This is a genomic window from Streptomyces sp. NPDC033180, from assembly GCF_055577645.1.
This window is the reverse complement of sequence record NZ_JBVIPU010000006.1, coordinates 224,306-244,083: the sequence shown is the minus strand read 5'-3', so window position 1 is coordinate 244,083 and position 19,778 is coordinate 224,306. Positions and strand designations below refer to the sequence as shown.

The window sequence follows — 19,778 nt, the reverse complement described above, 5'->3', positions numbered from 1 at the left end:
TACGCTGCTGCTGTCGGGGGAGGTCAGGGGGAGGGGGAACACCGTGGCAGGCACTCGCCTGAAGGACGTCGCGGAACGCGCCGGGGTATCGATCAAGACGGTGTCGAACGTCGTCCGCGGCGAGACCAGAGTCGCCGACCGGACGCGTGAGCGCGTCCTGCGTGCCATCGCCGACCTCGACTACCAACCCAACGCCTCCGCACGCCACTTGCGCACCGGACGCAGCGGCATCATCGCCCTGGCCGTGCCCGAACTCGTCGCACCGTACTTCGCCGAACTGGCCGCGCAGGTCATCGCGGCCGCGAAGAAGCGCGGCTGCACCGTGCTCATCGAGGACACCGGGGGCAACGCGGACGAGGAGCTCCGTATCGCCTGCGGACTCAGCGATCCGCTCATCGACGGCGTCCTGCTCAGCCCGCTCCGCCTCGACGAGCAGGTACTCGCCGCCCGCGAAGGCCGCGTGCCGCTCGTACTCCTGGGCGAGCAGTCGTACGAGATCCCCGCGGACCACGTCCTGATCGACAACTCGGCGGCGGCGCGCGAGGTCACCGACCACCTCCTGTCCCTCGGCCGTCGCCGCGTCGCCGTCGTCGGACAGCCCTCGGGCCCCGCCCACGCGACGACTCTCCAGCGCATGCACGGCTATCTGACAGCCCTGCACGCGGCGGGCGTCCCGCACGACCCTCAACTCGCGCCGGACACACGGGCGTTCACCCGCGCGGCGGGAGCCGCCGCGATGCGCGCGCTGCTGAGCCTTGCGGACCCGCCGGACGCCGTCTTCTGCTTCAACGACATGCTGGCCTCCGGAGCGCTGCGGGCGGCGCACGAACACGGGCTGCGGGTCCCGGACGACCTGGCCGTGGCCGGCTTCGACGACGTGGAGGAATCCCGCTACAGCGTGCCGAGTCTGACCACCATCGCTCCCGACAAGCGGGGCATCGCGGAACTGGCCGTGGACGCACTGCTCCGCAGGATCGACGCCGGAGCGATGGCCCCGCACACACGGCTCACCGCGGGATACGAACTGATGGTGCGGGAGAGCACACGCGCGACCGGCTGAACCCGCCCGATGCCACGCGCCCGCGACATCGAACCTGACGCGCGACATCAAAGCTGACGCTTGGGTGCATGCAAGGAACCCCGAGTATTGACTTGAGTCTCGGGCGGGCGGGACGCTCTTCGCGGGCCCCGAGACGCTCTTCGCGGGCCCCCGACCCGAGCCGCCGCCGCCCGGAGAGGAATCCAAGTCCATGCCCGACGCCCCCATCGACGCCACCCGCGCCGCTCGGCAGCTCCTGCTCGACCTTGGGGCCAAGACCCTCGACCACCCCGGCGGCACGCTCCTGGCCCACCTCGACCGCGTACGCCAACAGCTCGTCCACTGGAACGCGCGGCCGACGCTGCAACTGGCCGGACTGTGCCACGCGCTGTACGGCACCGACGGCTTCGCCCCAGCACTGCTGCCGCTCGACGGGCGCGCGCGGGCCTCCGCCGCCATCGGGCCCGAAGCGGAGTACCTCGTGTACTTCTACGCAAGCTGCGACCGGAAGGCCACCTATCCCTCACTGGCCGGTCAGGCCCCGTCCTTCCGGGACCGCTTCACCGGCCGAACCTTCACCCCCGCCCGCCGCGACGCGGAAGACCTCGCCGAACTCACCGCGGCCAATGAACTCGACATCGCGCGCGTCGACAGCGACTTCCGAGTCCGACGGGGCGCCGGCCTGCTGAACCTCTTCACCAGCCTCCGCCCCCTGCTGAGCCCCGCGGCCTGGCGGGACTGCGAGGCCGTCTTACCACCCTCACCCTCACCCTCACCCTCACCCTCGACCTGAGGGTGAGCCGTCACTCGATGCGCCCAACAGCACCACCCCGCTTCAACGCCCCACCCTCTTGGCCAGATCCTTGCACTGTCTGACCATCTGGCCACTCGTCCCCCGTCCGGGCCACGGCGGAGGATCGATGGCATGAAGATTCTTTGGGTATTCGCACACCCCGAACCGCAATCCCTCAACGGCTCCTTGCGGGACGGCGGGATACAGGATCTGCGCGACCTCGGGCACGAGGTCCGCGAGTCCGATCTCTACGCGATGAACTGGAAACCGGTGGTGGACTCCGGCGACTTCCACCGCGATACGGCCGACCGGCTCCTGGTCGGAGCCGAGCAGGAACACGCCTACAGCGCGGCCGAGTTGACGGACGACATCACCGCCGAGCAGGAGAAGATCGCCTGGGCCGACACGCTGGTTTTCCAGTTCCCGCTGTGGTGGTTCGGTCCGCCCGCCATCCTCAAGGGGTGGTTCGACCGGGTACTCGTGCAGGGCTTCGCCTTCGGCCTCCAGGACCATTCGGGGCGTACCTTGCGCTACGGCGACGGCGGCCTCGCAGGAAAGCGCGCCATGGTCATCACCTCGGTCGGCGCGCGGGAGTCCGGCTTCGGGCCGCGCGGGATCCACGGGCAACTGGACGAGGTGCTGTTCCCTGTGCTGCACGGCACCTTCTGGTACACGGGGATGGACGCCCTCCCGCCGTACGTCGTCTACGGAGCCGACCGCCTCGACGAAGCCGGCTACGACGACCGCGCGGCCGAACTGCGCGAACGGCTCCGCAGCCTGCCGGTCACCGAGCCGCTCCCCTACCGCCACGAACACCGCGGCGACTACGACGACGCACTGGTACTGCACCCGGAAATCGAACCGACCCTCACCGGCGTCGCGGCACACCGCTCACGAACACCAGGGCGCTGAGGCGGCGGCCCTCGCGGTGTTCACCAGCTGATTCCGGCCGCCACCGGCAGGTGATCGCTGCCGGTCTCCGGCAGGACCCACGAGCTCTCCGGTCGCACGCCGCGGACCAGGATCTGGTCGATGCGCGCCATCGGGAAGGACGCGGGCCAGGTGAAGCCGAAGCCGTCGCCGGCCGTCTCCTGGGCCGATTTCAGCTGCGAGGTGAAGCCGTCGAACGCACGGTCGTCCGTGGTGCCGTTCATGTCGCCGAGCACCACCATCCGCTCGTTCCGCTCGGCGGCGACGGCCTCGGCGAGGGCGTCCGCGCCGAAGTCGCGCGAGTCCGTCCAGAAGCCGTTTCTCGGCTGCAGCCGCACGGAACCCAGGTGCACCACGTACACCGCGAGTGGCCCCCGGTCCGTGGCCACCGTGGTGCGCAGCGCCCGGGGCGGGTCCTCCGGATGACCGGTCGGCCGGGTTCTCGCCAGCGGGCCGACGTCGCCCCGCACGACGTTGACCGTCCGGGTGCCCGACAGCGGCAGCTTGCTCCACAGCCCGACCGTGCCCTTCACCGTGTGGTGCGGGTACGCCTTCGCCAGCTCCTTCTCGTACGTGACCGTTGCCTGCGGGGTCATCTCCTCGAGGGCCAGCAGGTCCGCTCCGGAAGCGGCCAGGTCGCGCGCGGTGCCGACCGGGTCGGAGTTCTCGGCGTTGACGTTGTGGCTGACCACAGTGAGGTCGCCGCCCGCCTTGGACGTGCCGAGGAGCAGCCCGCCGAAGAGGCTCAGCCACGTCACGAGAGGCAGCAACAGCGCGACCACCGCCGCCGCGGAGCGCCGCCACAGCGCCCCGGCGAGCAACACCGGGACGAACAGGCCGAACCACGGCAGGAACGTCTCCACCAGGCTGCCGAGGCCGCCCCTGTCCGTGATCCGCGCGTGCAGCAGCATGAGCAGACCGAGCAGCAGGGCCAGCGCCGCGAGCACCAGGCCGCGCTTCCAGGGCCCCGGCCGGGACAGAGCGCGGATCGCCCGGCGCGGGCGCGAGCCCCGGGCATCCGACCCGGTGTCCCCCGTGCCGAAGGTCACGGCGGGCTCCTCGGTCTCGACCTGCTGCCGCGCGTCCGTGACTTCTCGTATCGCTTCGCTCACTTGTCAGACGTCCTAGGGGTGAGATGTGCTGGTGGTGCGGGCAGTTGAACGGCGATACGCAGTCCTCCCGCGGGACGGGGGGTGAGGGTGAGGGATCCGTCGTGCACCTCGGTGATCCGCTTGACGATGGCCAGGCCGAGGCCGACACCCGCGTGGTCGCCGCGAATGCGTTCGGTGCCGCGCTGGAACGGCTCAGTGAGAGTCGAGACCAACTGCGCGGAGAGCTTCTCGCCGCTGTTCTCGACCGTGAGCACCACGGCCTCGGGGCCGGCGCCGGTCTCGACCCGCACCGTGCCCTTCGCGGGCAGGTTGTGCACGATCGCGTTGTGCACGAGGTTCGTCGTCAGTTGCCGCAGGAGCGCACCGGAGCCGTAAGCCGGGGCGATGTCACCGGAGGTCTCGATGGTGACGCCCCGCTTCTCGGCGAGCGGGAGCAGTGTCTCGGTGGCCTCTTCCACGAGCAGGGACAGGTCGACCGGCTCCGGCGTGAAGGACTTCTGGTCGGCGCGGCTGAGCACGAGCAGCGCCTCGGTGAGGTCGATCGCCCGGGCATTGACGGCGTGCAGGCGGCCGATGATCTCACCCAGGTCCTGTGTCGGATCGTTGCGGGCCACGTCGAGGAGCGCCTGCGAGATCGCCAGCGGTGTGCGCAGTTCGTGCGAGGCGTTGGCCGCGAATCTCCGCTGTTCGGCGACGTGCGCTTCGAGTTGTTCGAGCATCGTGTCGAAGGCGTCGGCGAGTTCGCGGAACTCGTCGCTGCGGCCGGGGAGTCGGATCCGGTGGGAGAGTGATCCGTTCGTGGCCATGCCGGTGGCGTCCGTGATGCGGGTCAGCGGGGCGAGCATCCGGCCGGCGAGGATCCACCCGCCCACGAGGCCGAACACCAGCAAGAACGCCAGGACAGCGGCCGCCCTCGGAGCGAAGACGTCCAGGAGGGCGGACCGGACGGGGAAGACGCCGTGTGGGCGGTCGTCGGGGTCATAGAGCATCGCGCGATTGGGGACGTACCGAAGGAGGAACACCCACACCGCCGCGAGCAGCAGGCCGCCGGCGAGCATGAGGAATCCGGCGTAGCTGAGGGTGAGCTTGAAGCGAACGCTCAACCCGGGCGCCCTATCCATGGTCTCCTCCCTCCCTGCCTCCGGTCTCGATGCGATATCCGGCCCCGGGCACCGTGGCGATCACCCAGGGTTCGCCCAGCCGCTTGCGCAGGGCCGAGACCGTGATCCGTACGGCGTTGGTGAACGGGTCCGCGTTCTCATCCCAGGCCCGCTCCAACAGCTCCTCGGCGCTGACGACACCGCCCTCGGCTGCGACCAGCACTTCGAGCACGGCGAACTGCTTCCTGGTCAGCGCGACATAGAGGCCCTCGCGGTAGACCTCGCGGCGGAAGGGGTCGAGCCGCAGCCCCGAGATCTCCCACACAGGCGGCCTGTTGTACGCACGCCTGCGGTCGAGTGCTCTGAGCCTGAGCACGAGTTCCTGCAGCTCGAACGGCTTGGTGAGGTAGTCGTCCGCGCCGAGTTCGAACCCGGTGGCCTTGTCGTCGAGACGGTCGGCGGCGGTGAGCATGAGAATCGGCATTCCGCTGCCGGAGGCGACAATGCTTCTGGCGACGTCGTCCCCGGTGGGCCCTGGAATGTCCCGGTCCAGGACGGCGATGTCGTAGGCATTGAGGCTCAACAGCTCCAGAGCGGTGTCGCCGTCCCCCGCGATATCCGCCGCGATCGCTTCCAGGCGCAGGCCATCACGGATGGCCTCTGCCATATAGGGCTCGTCCTCGACGATCAGCACTCGCATGCTCCGAGGCTACGAGTCGGCGCATATCGTCGGCATATCGAAAACCGCATACGGGCCGGCAACACCGCGCTGCCTTGACTGCGGGCATGACCTACATCGAATCAGCACGAACGGCACGGACAACGGCCCGCCGTACGCGATCGACCGTCCTCGCCGCCCTGGTGGTCGGCGGCGCGACGCTGATGGGCGTCCTCAGCTGTCAGTCACCGGAATCCTCGTCCCCGTCGACCTCGATATCCTCCCCGGTCGCCTCGCCCGGTGACGGCCGTCGGGGCAACCACCCTGGTGCGCTGGGCGAGGCAGGTGGCGTCGTCTCCGACGGTGTGACGGTCTTCGATGACAACACTCCGGCCGTGACCAACCTCGATCCCGATCTGGTCGATGCCCTCCGCCGGGCCGCGAAGGACGCCGGGGACGACGAGGTCACCTTCTACGTCAACAGTGGCTGGCGTTCACCGGAGTACCAGGATGAGCTGCTTCGCGAGGCCATCTCCAAGTACGGCTCGAAAGAGGAAGCCGCCCGGTGGGTGGCCACAGCGGACACCTCTCCGCACGTGTCGGGGGACGCCATCGACATCGGGCACTCCGATGCCACGACGTGGCTGTCCGAACACGGTGCCGGCTACGGACTGTGCCAGATCTACCGCAACGAATCCTGGCACTACGAACTGCGCCCCGAAGCTGTCGAGCAAGGCTGCCCGCCCCTGTATGCCGACCCCACGAAGGACCCGCGGATGCGGCGGTGACGAGCACCCCCAGCACTACGAACCCAGCCGCGCCACGTACGCGTCGACCAGCGCGATCTGCCGCTCGGCAGGGAACTCGTGGGGCGCGAACAGCGCCTGGACGACCAGGCCGAGCACAAAGCTCTGGGCAGCCGCGGCGGTGTCCTCGGTCCGTGGGCCGAGCGGCAGTTCGCCCAACTCCTGTGCCCGCGCGATGTGCCCGGCCATCCGCTCGCGCGCACGGCGGTAGCGCTCGGCGTGCTCCCGGGCCAGCTCCGGATCGGCGAGCGCCACGTCCCAGGAGGCCACCCAGATGCGGTTGCTCGCGGCGCTCTCCTCGTCCAGCGGGAGGATGTCGAGCAGCGTCGCCCGCAGCATCACCAGACCGGACGCCTCACCTGCCCGTTCCGCCGCCGGGCGGGGGCGGTCGGCCGAGTGCCGGTCGAGTACCTCGAGGGCGTGTTTCAGGAGGGCGCGCTTGCTGGGGAAGTAGTGCGTGAGCAGGCCCGTGGTGGCCCCCATCTCCGCGGCGACCGCGCGCAAGGTGAGGCCGCCGAAGCCATGGGCGGCAAGGACCCGCCACACGGCCTGGGAAACCTCGGTCCTGCGGGCGTCATGGTCTGTACGGGCGGGCGGCGTCATAGCCGTTAGAGTACATACCCAACGTTCGTTACGTACCTGGTGTGCGACGCCGGACACCCGCGCGCGCCCAGCCGGACACCCGCATAGGACCAGCCATTTACGCCATATCGCTGACCGAGAATGCCGAGCTCCGCATGCTGGAGCCCTGGCAGGACGCCGAGTTCCTGGCCCACATCGACCGGGCCCGCACCAACACCGACCCGTGGATCCCCTGGGCCTCGCGCTCCACCGACCTGGAATCCGCCCGCGCCACCCTGCAGAGCTTCGCGGACAAGCAGGCCGCCGACGCCGGGCGGATCTACGGGATCTGGCGGGACGGCGTCCTGATCGGTGGCGTGATGTTCGTGCATTTCGACGCCGCGAGGGGAAACTGCGAGATCGGCGTGTGGGCCGAGCCCGCGGGTGAGGGGCACGGTCTGATCAGCGCCTCGGTACGGCACTTGATGGCGTACGCGTTCGGCGAGCGCGGCATGCACCGGATCGAGTGGTGGAACAGCACCGGGAACACCCGCAGTCGAGCTGTCGCCCAGCGCGCGGGCATGCACCTGGACGGCACCCTGCGCGAGCAGGCGCTGTACAAGGGCGTCCGCCACGACATGGAGATCTGGTCCCTGCTCGCGCACGAGTGGCGGGGTGAGCAGGACGCCGCGTGACGTACGCGCCACCGGACCCGTGACATACGCGCCTCAGGCCGCGAGGCGTTCCGCGAGCAGGAGCACGCCGATCAGGATCATCGCGGCGCCCGAGACGCGGGTGACGGCGCGCGCGGCCTTCGGGCGTGCCCGCAAGATGGTGCGCGCCAGTACGCCCACGCACAGGTAGATCGCGGCGCAGCTGAGCGTGTGGACAAGGCCGAGCGTGCCGATCTGGGCCGCCAGTGGCCAGCTGCCGTGCGGCGCGGTGAACTGCGGCAGCAGCGCCAGGAAGAGCAGGAGCGCCTTGGGGTTGAGGCCGCTGATCCCCGCCCCCTTGAGGACCCGGGCCCCCACCGCCTCGCTGTCTCCCTCCTGTGGCTCCGTCCCGGCGACGGCGGGCCGGGCGAGCGTCGTGGCGCCGAGCCACACGAGGTAGAGAGCGCCGAGGACAGTCAGGACGGTGAGGACGGACGGCGTCCGCGTCACCACCGCCGCCACCCCGGCGGCCACCACGGCCGTCAGCGCGAGGTAGCCGAGCAGAAGGCCGCTGACGGCCGGGACCACGGACCGATCGCGGAGCCCGGCGTTGATCGCGTAGGCCCAGTCCGCCCCCGGTACGAGGATGAGCAGGACTGAGACCGCCCAGAAGGCGGTTATGGAACTGACGGCCACGACGTACTTCTCCCTCTCAAACAGGTTCTGAGTAGGAGATTAGTTCCGAAGAGCCCAAAGGTGTTTCCAAGTATTGCCAGGTGAGGTGACCGGGGTGGAAGAATCTCCCCCATGGACAACGTGGACCGGAAGATTCTTGCCGAGCTCCAGGAGGACGGCCGTCTCACGGTCACGGAACTGGCGGCCCGCGTGCGGCTGAGCCTTTCCCCGTGCCACCGCCGGCTGCGCGAACTCGAACGCAGCGGGGCCATCCGCGGCTACCGCGCGATCCTCGACGCGCGCGCCGTGGGGCTGAGCTTCGAGGCCCTGGTCTTCGTCACCATGCGCCAGGAGGACCGCGACACCGTCTCCGCCTTCGAGCACGCCCTCACCGAGATCCCCGAGATCCTGCAGGCCGAGCGCCTCTTCGGGGACCCCGACTATCTCGTGCGCATCGTCACCAAGGACCTGCCCGCCTTCCAGCGCCTCTACGACGACAAGCTCGCCACGCTGCCCGGCGTGCAGCGCCTGAGTTCCACACTCGTCATGAAGCACGTGGTGAACGAACGCGCCCTGCCCCTGTAAAGGCCAACAACGGCTGCGTAGCGAGGTTGCCGTGCGGCTTGGGGTGCTTGGGGGGCTTGGTGGGCTTGGCCGCCTTGGCCAGCACCAGAACCAGCGGGTTCCACCAGGCCGTTGGGGCGGCATATCCGTGAATCAGCATGAGGGAGGGCGCGTTCGGCGAGCTGCGTTCGACATGGCTTCTCATGGCTCCACCCTCACCGGCGGCAACGCATCACGTCTTGGACGAATGTTCCCCTGCTACTCGGCTCATCCCCGCTGTCCGGCCTGGTCCCCGCTGCTCGGCCGGCCCCTGCCGCTCGCCGTCACGGGTGGCTGCCGCCCGCGGCATAGACGTCCGGCGGCGGTCCCAGCGCTCCCGGTGTACAGCCGGCGAAGGCCAGGACGTCGCGATGCAGGTGGGACTGGTCGGCGTATCCGCACGCCACGGCGACATCGGCGGGGTGGCGGCCCGCCGAAAGGCCTCGGACTGCTCGGTCGAAACGTACGAGCATCGCGGCGCGCTTGGGCGTCAGGCCCACCTGTGCGGTGAACCTCGACCACAGCCGCTTGCGGCTCCACCCGCACGACACCGCCAGATCGCCGACCCGCACCTGACCCCGGCGGGAGACGATCCGCTGCCAGCTGCCGGCGACCTCCGGATCCATCGACGGAGCCGACGCGAGGCGACGCATCAGAAACTCGTCCAGCAGCGCGAAGCGGTCACCCCACTCCCCGGCGCTGGTCAACTGCTCGCGGAGGCGGGGCTCATGGCGCCCCCACAGCTCCTCCAGACCGAACACGCCGCCGTCCATGTCGGTGGGTGAGACGCCCAGGAGCGAGTAGGCGCTCACCGGGGACATACGTACCTCCACGCAGTCCACGCGCTCCGCGCGGATGCGGGCCTCCCCCGGCGAAAGACCGGCGGCGAGACTCCTCAGCGCTCGGCTGCCGCCGGTGTTCTCGACGGCCAGGGCGTCATCGCCGAGTTCGATGACGACCGTCACGAGCGGCTGAGGGATGACCCGCATGTCAAGGCCGGCCGCCGCCCTGTCACGGAATCCGGCCACCACCACGCCGTCGAGCGGCGCTCGGCGCGGGTACGCGACCTCCCACCCGCGCAGGCGGTCGCCTTCGTGCAGAACCGAGTCCACGCCTCCAAAGTTACCGGCCAGCCCGCAGCCGCGCCCGCGTCGCCCTCACCACTCGGCGAACGAGCCGTCCTCGTGCCGCCACACCGGGTTGTGCCAGTCGGCCTCGCTGTCGTCGGCCGCACGCACTGCCGCCTCATCGATCTCGATGCCGAGTCCCGGCCCGGCAGGGCGCAGGAGATGCCCCTGATGGAAGCGGAAGACTTCGGTGTCGGCCAGGTAGGACAGGACGTCGGCGCCGGTGTTGTAGTGGATGCCGATCGACTGTTCCTGGATGAGGAAGTTGGGGACACTGACGGCGAGCTGGAGGCTGGCGGCCAGTGACACGGGGCCCAGCGGGCAGTGCGGGGCGATGAGGGTGTCGAAGGTCTCCGCCAGGGAGGCGATGCGGCGGACTTCGGAGATGCCGCCCGCGTGGGACAGGTCGGGCTGCAGGACCGCGATGCCTGCCTGCAGGACGGGCAGTACGTCCTGCCGCGAGTACAGGCGCTCGCCGGTGGCGATCGGCACGGCTGAGGAGGCGACCAGGGCGGGCAGCAGGTGACCGTACTCCGGCAGGAGCGGTTCCTCGACGAACATGGGCGCGAGCGGGGCCAGGTGGGGCAGCAACTGGCGGGCGTTCGCGGCGTGGAAGCGGCCGTGGAAGTCCAGCGCGAAGTCCCTTCCGGGGCCCAGGACTTCGCGGGCCGCGGCGGCACGGGTGACTATCTCGTCGATGTCGGCGACGGTGGCCAGCGGGTTCATACGGCCGCTCGCGTTCATCTTCACCGCGGTGAAACCCGCCTCGACCTGGGCCGTCACCTGCTCCGTGATGTGGGCGGGGCTGTCACCCCCCACCCAGCTGTACGCGCGCACCCGCTCGCGGACCGGGCCGCCGAGGAGTACGTGCACCGGCACGCCTAGCCGCTTGCCCGCGATGTCCCACAGAGCCTGGTCGAGTCCGGCCACCGCGCTGGAGAGGACCGGGCCGCCCCGGTAGAAGGAGCCTTTCGTCATCACCTGCCAGTGGTCCTCGATGCCCGACGGGTCCTTGCCGATGAGGAGTTCGGCCAGCTCGCCGACGGCCGTACGCACCGTTGCCGCGCGCCCCTCGACCACCGGCTCGCCCCACCCGACCACTCCCTCGTCGGTCTCCACGCGGCACAGAAGCCAGCGGGGCGGGACTGCGAACGTCTCGATCCGGGCGATCTTCAAGGGGTGAACCTCCATGGGCAGCACGGCAGATGGCGAATGGGGGGGACGGCCGATGGACTGGCTCAGGCGGAGGTCTTGTACACGCTCCATCCACCGTCCACCACGAGACTGGCACCGGTGACGAAGGACGCCTCGTCGCTCAGCAGGAACGCCGCGCTCGCCGCGACCTCGTCCGGGCGGCCGAGGCGGCCCGCGGGGGTCTGCTCGATACTGCGCGCCCGGTCGTCCGCGCCGACCGCGTCCCAGGCACGGGTCAGGATGGGCCCGGGCAGCAGCGCGTTGACCCGCACGCCGGGTGCGTACTCCACCGCCAGCTGGCGTGCCAGGCCGGTCAGGCCCGCCTTCGCCGCCGCGTAGGCGGGGCGTCCGGGCAGCCCCATGACGGCGTGCACCGACGAGACGAGGACGACCGCGCCTCGCGTGGCGCGCAGGTCGTCCAGGCAGGCCCGTACGCCGAGGAACGCACCGGTCAGCATCACCGACAACTGGCGGTTCCAGTCCGCCGTTTCGATCGCGTCGGCGGCGCCGCCGCGCACCGTGTAGGCATTGCTGAGCAGGCCGGAGACCGGGCCGAAGCGGGCGCGGGCGGCCGCCACCACCCGCGCCCAGGACTCTTCCTCCGCCACGTCACACGCCTCGAAGACCGCTTGCCCGCCACCCTCACGGATGGAGCGTGTGGTGCGCTCGCCCTCCTCGGTGTCCACATCGGCGATCACCACCCCGGCCCCTTCGGCCGCGAGCCGCCGGGCCGTCGCCGCGCCGATCCCCTGGGCTCCCCCACTGACGACCACGCAGCGGTCGACGAACCGCCGACCGAACGGACCCGACGACTCAGAACTCACGGCAACTCCCGCCTCTCGCACTGGTACTGGCACCGGCACCGGCACCGGCACCGGCACCGGCACACGGCGTCAGACGACCCAGCCATGACTCATGGAGCAAGGTCGATCGTGAAGGTCACCCGGTCGAGTCCAGGGCCGTCGTAGTCCGGTTTCACCGCCGACGCCGTGAAACCGAGCCGCGTGTGGAAGGACTGCGACGCGGTGTTCTGCGGGCTGGTGATGCAGTGCACGTAGCGGCGGCCGTGTGAGCCGGCGAGAGCGAAGAAGGCTCGGTACAGGGCTCGTCCGATGCCCTGGCCGTGCAGTTGCGGGTCGACACCGACGAAGTGCACGTAAGCGGCGTCGGGTTCGGTCTGCGAAAGGAAGCCGACCAGGAAGGCCGCGACATGCCCTCCGCCGACCTGTCCCCCGCCAACCTGTCCCCCGTCGCGTTCGACCAGGAAGCTGGTGGTGGTGAAGTGCTGGAAGTACAGCCTGGGCAGGAGCAGTGAGCGCTCCAACGCCCCGGCGGGCCCTTTCAGGCCGCCCCACCACGTGTCCAGCACCGCGAGTACCTGCGGATGGTCTTCCTCGACAAGATGTCGTGCCGTCAGACCACCCGGAAGAACGTCGATCATCGGTGCAGTCTGTCATCGGCGCAGTGCTCGCCGCTACGCCGAATTCCGAGCGAGGGGCCGCCCTCCCGTCCTCCTGCGCAACGACAACACGAGCCCCAGGCGCCTGACCAGTAGAAATCCCTGGCTCTCGTCCTGGCTCTCGTCCTGGCTCTCGGCTAGGTTTGCGCGGCCGATGATCAGCCGGCTCGGGGAGGGGGGAAGCGGTGAACGGACGACGAGTGGTTCCCATGCTGGCGGCAGCCCTGATGGTGTTCCCGGCGCTGACGGGCTGCGGCGGTGAGGAGACGACCCGGGCGGGGAAGAGCGAGACACCCCCATCCGCGCCCCCACACCAGTCCTCCCCACCCTCACCCTCACCCTTGCCTTCGCCTTCGCCTTCGCAGCAGAGCCCCACCCCTGAGATCCTGCCGCCCACCGGCCCTGCGACCGCGCCCGGCCGCGACGCCACCGCGGGGCCCCAACAGGTCTTCTCCGGCGAGGAGTTGAAGACGGCGATCCTGCCCGACTCCGCATTCGGCCGGCATCTGACGCGCGGCGACGAGTTCACGATGGCCTTCGAGAGCACCCGCGAGGAGCGGCGTGGACGCTGGCAGTACTGCCTCCTCGGCGACGAGGCCCCGGCCTGGCTCGGCGCAGCCACCTACCGCGGCACGGAGGCGGCGGCCCACACGCAGCGTGTCATCGGCAACGAGGGGGAGGCGGTGGCCGTGCAGTGGCTCGCGTCGCTGCCCCTGGCCTCGGCCCGCGGCTACATGCGCCTCGAGCAGGACATCAGGCGCCACTGCCCGTCCTTCTCCTCCGACATGGAGGCGGGCACGGCCGACGAGAAATACTCCGTGGAACCACTGGAAGGGATCGGTGACGAGGCGTACTTGGAACTCCACGAAGTCGAGTACGAAGGCGACGTCCGCACCGAGTACGCCGCTCACGCCCGCGTCGGCGGTGTCATCGTCTCGGTCACAGGAGTCGCGGGCACGGCCGATCGCGACGACACCATCCGGTGGACCGCACATCTCGCCCGGGAGGTGGGCAGCACCTTGTACGGCGCCGGGCAGGAATGACGGCGTACACACAGCAGGTATCGGTCGTACGCCTCACGAGCGATCATGTCCGCGCACAGGAACTTGAACACCGATCACCCCAGCTGTCCCGCTGACCGAGCGCTCAGCACGCCGCCCCTCAGCCGATGGCCCTCCATCAACAACTCCCGTTCGTTCTGCGGGAGAACGCAGGTGCCGCTCGGCAGGGGGCTTCGGCCCGAACGGCTTGGGATCGGCACAGCAGCCGGCTTCGGCATACCGCTGTGCGCCATCCCCGCCCCGGGTCGAGTCGGGCGCGGACTGCCGGCCCGCGCCCGCCCCTCCTCTGCCCTTCCCTCCCTTGCCCTTCGCGCCGTTGCCCCTCTCCCCATTGCCCTTCCCCCCGTCCTCCGCCGGCCCTCGCCTCCGCTCGCGGGGCGAGGGCGGTTCGCAGGTCGAGCGGGTGGCGCAGACGCGGTCATCCCCTCGCGGAGTGGCGTGGCGGCCGTCCTTGCCGCCATCGGCTCCCTTGGCTCCCTTGGCGCCCTTGAAACCCTCGACGCCCTCGACGCCCTCGACGCCCTTCACGGTGGGCTTGCCCCTTCCCTTGATCGACCGGGAATTCGGGCTGCTCGTCGAGGAGTCGATCATCCATCGCTGCTCCGGAGATCCGTCACGGACCTTGACCACGACATCCGCACCCTTGCGCGACGAGGCGGGCGCAACCGCGAGACCCTCGTGCCAGCGGGGCAGCAACTCCCCCAGCACGGTGAGGTCGTAGCGCACCTCGTCGGCGTGCGCGGCCGAAGGCGCCACGCAGGGGCCGAGGACGAGGACACCGTCGTCCCGGTGGGAATCCAGGCAGAGTTGAGGATGAGCATCGCTGCTCAGGAGCCCGTTCTTGTCGTACGACCACTGCTGGCTCGCCGCGGCCGAGCACTTCGCCAGCTTCACCTCGGCACCGGGCTTCGCCTTGCCCCGGATGTCGAGGCAGAGATCCGCCGCCGCGTTGCGGAGCCTGCCCTGGTCGGATCTGCCGGGGTACTCCGCGGAAGTGGGCGCGGGCGTGGGCGCCGAAGCGCCGTCGGACGGCGGCTCGGGCTCCGCGCTCGGACGGGCGTCACGGCTTCCGGTCATCCCGGTCATCCCCGTCGGCGGCACAGCCCCGTCGCCGCTGCCGTCACCCGACGACAGAGCGATGACGAGCACGGTCGCGAGCAGGGCCGCGGACCCCACCGCCGCTCCGGTGCGCAGCGCCCTGGAGTGCGTGCGCGTCGACGCGAGCGGGCCGCCCGGAAGGGGGATGTGGGACGGCGGACGATGACGTCCGCCGCCGCCCGAGTGCCTGCCGCCCTGCCCGGAAGCTGCCGCGCCACGCTTCGCGGCGCCCCCGCGCCCCGGCCGCGACTGCAGGTAGCGGCGGGCACCCCAGCCGAGTACCGCTTCGGCCAGCAGTGTGCCCAACTCGCCTTCTACATAGCTGAGTTGGTCGGCCACATCACAGCAGTGCCTGCACGATGACAGATGCTGCTGCACATCGGGCAGCAAGGTGCCGCCGCGGCGAAGGGTGACGTCGAGGATTCGGTTGTAGAGGGGGCATTCCTTGGTCGGCGCGAGTTCCCGGTGCCCGCGCAGGATACCTGCCCGGAATTGCTCACGCGCCTGCTCGAGGGCGTTGGCAGCGAGGTCGGCACTCAAGCCCGACAAACCAGCGGGTATGGATATGTCGTCGGCCTCGACCGCGGTGTGCCACAGCAGACACTGGGCGACTCCGGGAAGGGCCCAGAAGGAGCGCGCCGCGAGTCGCCGCTTTTCGGGGGTCATGGAGGTTGCCGCCCGCATACCGCGGCCACCGGTCGGTTTGCGGAGTTCCGGCATAAGCGCGGATATGCGCTCATCGACCGTCCATCCTCTGACGGTCTCCCTGACGGTCACCAGGAGATACGGACGCAGGGCCCCACCCGGCTCACCGCTCACCATGTGCCCGAGCACCCGATGGAAGGACGCCGTGGCGACCATCGAGGCCGAACTCGACCACGAGGCAAGACAGATGGCCGAGTAGTCGTACGTCGCTTGCCAGTGCCGCGCGAGCAGGAGCGCGACGGGCTGGTCCGACTCGCCCTCCGACAGGCCTCGCAGTCGGGCGGCGAGACTCATGTCGGATTCGTCGGGGCTCACGCCGGCACGAGGAGGGTGGGTAGGTCGTGGGGGGTGGGGGGATTGCACAGAACCTTTTCCTTCCAAGCCGAAAGACGGCACACGGAAAACAACACCCACCGAAAAGGGGCGCCTGATTGGTGCATACCTAAGGCTCACCGAGACGGAAAAATGGATCAACAAATCGCGGAACCGTCCGATACGGCCGCCTGAAGACCTTTTGGGTCGGCGGCACGAATCTCGAACAAGAATGGCGGGTCTGATCATTGCCTGAGCGCGAGGAAGCTCACCTTGGCACAGCCGACTCACGGGAAACAAGAAGTTCGAGTGACTTCCATTCGGGAAGAGAGAGGAACGCTGGCGTTACCTGCGGTACTCGCACCCGCTTTCGAAATCTACGGCGAATCGTCCAGCGGCGCGGATACGGTGAGGCCCTCGTCGAGCCCCGCGACGAGAGCGACCGCCACGCCCGCGAAGCGGCTGGAAGCCCACCGGTCGGCCAGCACGGACGCCTCCCCTTTCCCGGACCCTGTCCCGGCCCGGCCCGGCCCGTCCCAGCCGTTGGCGCACGCGACAGCGCACGATCCGACATGCTGGAAGCCGGGCGCGGAGGAGGCTGCGATGGCACAGGGGCCGGTGTCACGGCAGGAGCTGATCCGGCGGCGGCGCAGCGGCGGTTTCGTCGGACGGCGGCGCGAGCTTGCGGTGTTCCGGGAAAACCTCGCGCAAGGGACCAGCGCCGACACCTATCAGTTCCTCTTCCATGTGCACGGTCTCGCCGGGGTGGGCAAATCGACACTGATACGCCGATGGGAGGAGACCGCACGGGAGGAAGGAGCGGTCACCGCCGTCGTCGGGGACGACGTGCACAGCGCGGTCGAGGCCATGGCGGCGATCAGTGACCAACTGGCACGCCAGGGCTGCCCGTTGAAGTCGTTCGACAAGCAACTGTCCGCCTACCGGCAGAAGTGCCACGAGGCCGACGCCGCCTCCGCCGAGCAACTGATGAGCGAGACGGGCCACGGACCGACCCCCTCACACCGGGCAGGCCCGTCGTCCTCCAGCACATTCGCCGCGCAGGTCGGGGTGGCCGGACTCGGCCTCGTCCCGGGGCTCGGCCCGTTGAACGGTGCGATACGCCCGGAGCAGGTGGCCTCCGGCCTCGACCGGGCGCGTTCGGCGCTCAGTTCACGGCTGCGCAGCCACGAGGACGTACACCTGGTGCTGTCACCGCTCAAGGTGCTCACACCCCAGTTCCTGGCCGATCTGAGTGACGTCGCGGGACGTCGGCCATGGGCGGCCCTGTTCTTCGACACCTACGAGCGCACGGCGCCGCTACTGGATGTCTGGCTGCGGGACGTGCTGGTCAGTGAGGCGTACGGGGCAGTGCCGGTCAACGTTCTGGCGGTGCTGGCGGGCCAGGGGCCACTGGACGCCGCGTGCTGGGGCGACAGTCTTGACCTGGTCACCGACATTGCGCTCGAGCCGTTCTCCGAGGAGGAGGCCCGTGTGCTGCTCGCCGCCCGCGCTGTGACCGACGCGCGCGTGGTGGACGTGATCCTGCGCCTGTCCGGCCGGCTGCCGGTGCTCCTGGACGCTCTCGCCAGGAGCCGCCCCCAGCAGGTGGATGCCGTCGGCGACCCCTCCGACACGGCCGTCGAGCGCTTCCTCAAGTGGGAGACGGACCCCGCCCGCCGCGACATCATCCTCGCCTGCGCCCTCCCCCTCCGCGTCGACGAGGACATCTACCGCGCCCTCGCGACCACGTCCGCCGTCGACGGGTTCCGGTGGCTGCGCGGACTGCCCTTCCTCACCGACCAGGCGGGCCGACACCGCTACCACGACGTCATCCGTGCCCCCATGCTGCGAGTACAGCGCTCCCGCTCCCCCGTCCAATGGCGCCGGAGTCACACCCAACTCGCCTCGGTCTTCGGCACGTGGCGCCGCGAGCAGGAGGGAAGGCTGTCGCCCGACGGCTACTGGGACGACGCCGCCTGGCGGGATCATCGGCTCGACGAGACGTACCACCGGCTCTGCGCGCAGGACCGCGTCGCGCTGTCCGAAGCCCTGCACGACGCGGTGCGTGCGTGCGGTCACAGCACCGAGTCCCTGCGCCGGTGGGGCCAGTTGTTCGTCCAGGCGGGGCGGGACAGCGACGACACCGGTGACCTCGTACGAACCGGGCAGCGCCTGCTGGACTGCGCTGGGCGGGGCTCCGGCGACGTGGAGGCGCGGACCTCCGGCGACATGGAGGCGTTGACGTTCCTGCTCACTACTTCCGGGCTGGATTCAGCAGGTCGGGCTCTGGCCCACGCATTCCGCGGCCGCCTGCGCCGGCTTGACGGCCTGCACACTCAGGCGCTGGCCGACTACACGGCCGCACTGACCCTGAACCCGGATCTCCCTCGGGCTCTTACGGGTCGAGGTCGCACCCTCCAAGCCACGCGCCACTACGAGGAAGCTCTGGCGGACTACGGCCACGCCATCCGGGTCGACCCGCGTTCGTCATGGCATCTCGTCAACCGCGGTTCCCTCTACTACAACCTGCGCCAGTACGAAGCGGCCCTCAGGGACTTCGACCATGCCCTGGAGCTCAACCGCCATGACGCCTGGGCCATGGTCTTCCGCGGCCTGCTCCGCCACCACCTGCGTCAACACGAGGAAGCCATCACGGATTTCACCGACGCGGTCGCGGTCGATCCGGAGTACGCGTGGGCGTATGCCGCTCGTGGGGACGTCCATCTCACCCTGGGCCGCCATGAATCCGCCCTCTCCGATCTCGACCACGCCATCGCCCTGGACCCGCACGCTCCCTGGCCACGCTGCTGGCGAGGTGAGACATACCGCGCCCTGGGGCGCTACGAGGAAGCTCTCGCCGACTTGGACCGCGCCATCGAACTCCGCCCCGACTGCGGCTGGTTTCCCTACCAGAGCGCTCTGGTCATGAGACTCACCGGATCACCCCGAGAGGCGGACCGGTGGCAGCGGGCGATGGACATCTACCAGGCGCACTCGCGCGAAGAACCCGGCTTCGCGGACTTGGCGCGCAGCAACCTCCTAGTGCTGTTGTGCGCACTGCCCGACTGGGAACGCGCCGAGGAGCAACTGCGGACTTTCCTCGCGCACACCCCTTCCCGGCACCAGGTCGTGGAGGCCCTGGACGACCTGGCTGACCTTCAGCGGGCCGTGCCAGTGGACCAGGACGGACTGGCGCCGATCCTGAGCGGACTCCGGGCCGCCCTGGAAACGGATGCCTGACCCACATCACGATGCGGCGTGCTCACGTCTGGTTCGGTAGCTGATCGCGCTGGATCGCATGGGCCAGGGTCCGACGCGCGGAGGCCGATCCGGTGACGGCTGAGTTCGTGGCTGTGTCGAGGCCGCGGCTGATCTCGTCGTACGCGGACCGGTAGCTGCCCGGCAGTTGAGCCTGATGCTCTCTCAGGTCCTCTTCGAGGAGTCGTCGGAGTTCGTCGACGTTCTGGGGCGTGAAGCGCTTCCTTCCCCGGCCGAGGGCATGCACGTAGCGGCTGCAGTGGGCACTGTCGTCCAGGGTCTCGGAGATCGCCTCGGCAAGCCCCCACAGGCGGCCTTCGAGCCAGTGGAGATCTCGCTGGGCGATGTGGAGCCGCATCGGCGGCAGCCGGTCGCCCGTCCTGTGCCTCGTCACCTGCTTGGACACGGCGGGCTGACTCATCTCCGCGAGTTCGGCGATCTTGTCCTGCGTCCAGCCGAGGTCGACGAACAGCTTGATCATCTCCGCGCGCAGCTTCCGCATCTCCTCACCCGCGCGAATGACCTCGTTCATGCCCGCGAGCATCCGCTCGGCCTGCCCTTCGGTCAGCGCCCCGGTCAGCGACCCGGAGCCCTCGTGAGTGTCCTCGTTACCTGCCATGGGTCGGTTATACAG

General features: G+C 69.8%; 19 protein-coding genes. 8 read left to right on the top strand and 11 right to left on the bottom strand.

Going from position 1 to position 19,778, the window contains the following annotated elements:
* Positions 1–43: 43 nt before the first annotated feature.
* The 3 genes from ACZ5WE_RS19635 to ACZ5WE_RS19625 all read left to right on the top strand — a co-directional run bounded on the left by ACZ5WE_RS19635 (position 44) and on the right by ACZ5WE_RS19625 (position 2,744).
* Positions 44–1,060 (top strand): LacI family DNA-binding transcriptional regulator, encoded by a 1,017-nt coding sequence (locus ACZ5WE_RS19635; protein WP_467693842.1) that lies wholly within the window; start codon positions 44–46, stop codon positions 1,058–1,060.
* Between the two features lie 190 nt (positions 1,061–1,250).
* Positions 1,251–1,832 (top strand): DUF6817 domain-containing protein, encoded by a 582-nt coding sequence (locus ACZ5WE_RS19630; RefSeq protein WP_467693844.1) that lies wholly within the window; start codon positions 1,251–1,253, stop codon positions 1,830–1,832.
* Positions 1,833–1,964: 132 nt separating this feature from the next.
* Positions 1,965–2,744, top strand: a complete 780-nt coding sequence (locus tag ACZ5WE_RS19625) for an NAD(P)H-dependent oxidoreductase (RefSeq protein WP_467693846.1) — start codon at positions 1,965–1,967, stop codon at positions 2,742–2,744.
* A 20-nt stretch (positions 2,745–2,764) separates the two neighbouring features.
* Here ACZ5WE_RS19625 and ACZ5WE_RS19620 read toward each other — a convergent pair whose 3' ends face one another.
* The 3 genes from ACZ5WE_RS19620 to ACZ5WE_RS19610 all read right to left on the bottom strand — a co-directional run bounded on the left by ACZ5WE_RS19620 (position 2,765) and on the right by ACZ5WE_RS19610 (position 5,674).
* On the bottom strand, positions 2,765–3,751 hold the full coding sequence (locus ACZ5WE_RS19620; RefSeq protein ID WP_467693962.1) for an endonuclease/exonuclease/phosphatase family protein: 987 nt from the start codon (positions 3,749–3,751) through the stop codon (positions 2,765–2,767).
* A 119-nt stretch (positions 3,752–3,870) separates the two neighbouring features.
* Positions 3,871–4,995 carry a sensor histidine kinase gene (locus ACZ5WE_RS19615; protein ID WP_467693848.1) on the bottom strand — a complete coding sequence of 375 codons (1,125 nt, stop codon included), beginning with the start codon at positions 4,993–4,995 and terminating at the stop codon, positions 3,871–3,873.
* Complete coding sequence (locus ACZ5WE_RS19610; protein WP_467693849.1) at positions 4,988–5,674, bottom strand: response regulator transcription factor; 687 nt, start codon at positions 5,672–5,674, stop codon at positions 4,988–4,990. The genes ACZ5WE_RS19615 and ACZ5WE_RS19610 overlap by 8 nt, the downstream gene beginning before the upstream one ends.
* Positions 5,675–5,760: 86 nt before the next feature.
* Here ACZ5WE_RS19610 and ACZ5WE_RS19605 point away from each other — a divergent pair, with 86 nt between their 5' ends.
* Positions 5,761–6,420, top strand: a complete 660-nt coding sequence (locus ACZ5WE_RS19605; RefSeq protein WP_467693850.1) for a M15 family metallopeptidase — start codon at positions 5,761–5,763, stop codon at positions 6,418–6,420.
* Between the two features lie 15 nt (positions 6,421–6,435).
* Here the strand turns inward: ACZ5WE_RS19605 and ACZ5WE_RS19600 are convergent, their stop codons facing one another.
* Positions 6,436–7,041, bottom strand: a complete 606-nt coding sequence (locus tag ACZ5WE_RS19600) for a TetR/AcrR family transcriptional regulator (protein WP_467693851.1) — start codon at positions 7,039–7,041, stop codon at positions 6,436–6,438.
* A 95-nt stretch (positions 7,042–7,136) separates the two neighbouring features.
* On the opposite strand from ACZ5WE_RS19600, the gene ACZ5WE_RS19595 reads away from it, so the two are divergent.
* A complete protein-coding gene (locus tag ACZ5WE_RS19595) occupies positions 7,137–7,694 on the top strand; it encodes a GNAT family N-acetyltransferase (protein WP_467693963.1) in 558 nt (185 codons plus the stop codon).
* Positions 7,695–7,727: 33 nt separating this feature from the next.
* Here the strand turns inward: ACZ5WE_RS19595 and ACZ5WE_RS19590 are convergent, their stop codons facing one another.
* On the bottom strand, positions 7,728–8,348 hold the full coding sequence (locus ACZ5WE_RS19590; protein WP_467693853.1) for a LysE family translocator: 621 nt from the start codon (positions 8,346–8,348) through the stop codon (positions 7,728–7,730).
* 111 nt (positions 8,349–8,459) lie between these two features.
* Between ACZ5WE_RS19590 and ACZ5WE_RS19585 the strand changes: the two genes are divergently transcribed.
* Positions 8,460–8,912 carry an Lrp/AsnC family transcriptional regulator gene (locus ACZ5WE_RS19585; RefSeq protein WP_467693855.1) on the top strand — a complete coding sequence of 151 codons (453 nt, stop codon included), beginning with the start codon at positions 8,460–8,462 and terminating at the stop codon, positions 8,910–8,912.
* A gap of 302 nt (positions 8,913–9,214) precedes the next feature.
* Here the strand turns inward: ACZ5WE_RS19585 and ACZ5WE_RS19580 are convergent, their stop codons facing one another.
* The 4 genes from ACZ5WE_RS19580 to ACZ5WE_RS19565 form a co-directional block, all read right to left on the bottom strand.
* Entirely contained in the window at positions 9,215–10,042 is an 828-nt protein-coding gene (locus ACZ5WE_RS19580; RefSeq protein ID WP_467693857.1) for a helix-turn-helix domain-containing protein, read from the bottom strand.
* A 45-nt stretch (positions 10,043–10,087) separates the two neighbouring features.
* Entirely contained in the window at positions 10,088–11,233 is a 1,146-nt protein-coding gene (gene dgoD / locus ACZ5WE_RS19575; protein ID WP_467693965.1) for a galactonate dehydratase, read from the bottom strand.
* A 62-nt stretch (positions 11,234–11,295) separates the two neighbouring features.
* Positions 11,296–12,075 carry an SDR family NAD(P)-dependent oxidoreductase gene (locus ACZ5WE_RS19570; protein ID WP_467693859.1) on the bottom strand — a complete coding sequence of 260 codons (780 nt, stop codon included), beginning with the start codon at positions 12,073–12,075 and terminating at the stop codon, positions 11,296–11,298.
* A gap of 89 nt (positions 12,076–12,164) precedes the next feature.
* The gene (locus ACZ5WE_RS19565; protein WP_467693861.1) at positions 12,165–12,692 is read right to left on the bottom strand and encodes a GNAT family N-acetyltransferase; all 528 of its coding nucleotides are present in this window, start codon (positions 12,690–12,692) and stop codon (positions 12,165–12,167) included.
* Positions 12,693–13,051: 359 nt separating this feature from the next.
* On the opposite strand from ACZ5WE_RS19565, the gene ACZ5WE_RS19560 reads away from it, so the two are divergent.
* A complete protein-coding gene (locus ACZ5WE_RS19560) occupies positions 13,052–13,753 on the top strand; it encodes a hypothetical protein (RefSeq protein ID WP_467693863.1) in 702 nt (233 codons plus the stop codon).
* Positions 13,754–13,786: 33 nt separating this feature from the next.
* Here the strand turns inward: ACZ5WE_RS19560 and ACZ5WE_RS19555 are convergent, their stop codons facing one another.
* Positions 13,787–15,889 (bottom strand): RICIN domain-containing protein, encoded by a 2,103-nt coding sequence (locus tag ACZ5WE_RS19555; protein WP_467693864.1) that lies wholly within the window; start codon positions 15,887–15,889, stop codon positions 13,787–13,789.
* A 600-nt stretch (positions 15,890–16,489) separates the two neighbouring features.
* On the opposite strand from ACZ5WE_RS19555, the gene ACZ5WE_RS19550 reads away from it, so the two are divergent.
* A complete protein-coding gene (locus ACZ5WE_RS19550; protein WP_467693866.1) occupies positions 16,490–19,126 on the top strand; it encodes a tetratricopeptide repeat protein in 2,637 nt (878 codons plus the stop codon).
* A 22-nt stretch (positions 19,127–19,148) separates the two neighbouring features.
* Here the strand turns inward: ACZ5WE_RS19550 and ACZ5WE_RS19545 are convergent, their stop codons facing one another.
* Positions 19,149–19,763 carry a sigma-70 family RNA polymerase sigma factor gene (locus ACZ5WE_RS19545; protein WP_467693867.1) on the bottom strand — a complete coding sequence of 205 codons (615 nt, stop codon included), beginning with the start codon at positions 19,761–19,763 and terminating at the stop codon, positions 19,149–19,151.
* Positions 19,764–19,778: the final 15 nt, after the last annotated feature.

Bases quoted from the DNA above. Each gene is read 5' to 3' on its own strand.
- ACZ5WE_RS19625 (WP_467693846.1), top strand. From the start codon at position 1,965: ATGAAGATTCTTTGGGTATTCGCACACCCCGAACCGCAATCCCTCAAC.
- ACZ5WE_RS19605 (WP_467693850.1), top strand. From the start codon at position 5,761: ATGACCTACATCGAATCAGCACGAACGGCACGGACAACGGCCCGCCGT.
- ACZ5WE_RS19610 (WP_467693849.1), bottom strand. From the start codon at position 5,674: ATGCGAGTGCTGATCGTCGAGGACGAGCCCTATATGGCAGAGGCCATC.
- ACZ5WE_RS19585 (WP_467693855.1), top strand. From the start codon at position 8,460: ATGGACAACGTGGACCGGAAGATTCTTGCCGAGCTCCAGGAGGACGGC.
- ACZ5WE_RS19565 (WP_467693861.1), bottom strand. From the start codon at position 12,692: ATGATCGACGTTCTTCCGGGTGGTCTGACGGCACGACATCTTGTCGAG.
- ACZ5WE_RS19545 (WP_467693867.1), bottom strand. From the start codon at position 19,763: ATGGCAGGTAACGAGGACACTCACGAGGGCTCCGGGTCGCTGACCGGG.
- ACZ5WE_RS19550 (WP_467693866.1), top strand. From the start codon at position 16,490: ATGGCACAGGGGCCGGTGTCACGGCAGGAGCTGATCCGGCGGCGGCGC.
- ACZ5WE_RS19600 (WP_467693851.1), bottom strand. From the start codon at position 7,041: ATGACGCCGCCCGCCCGTACAGACCATGACGCCCGCAGGACCGAGGTT.
- ACZ5WE_RS19615 (WP_467693848.1), bottom strand. From the start codon at position 4,995: ATGGATAGGGCGCCCGGGTTGAGCGTTCGCTTCAAGCTCACCCTCAGC.
- ACZ5WE_RS19630 (WP_467693844.1), top strand. From the start codon at position 1,251: ATGCCCGACGCCCCCATCGACGCCACCCGCGCCGCTCGGCAGCTCCTG.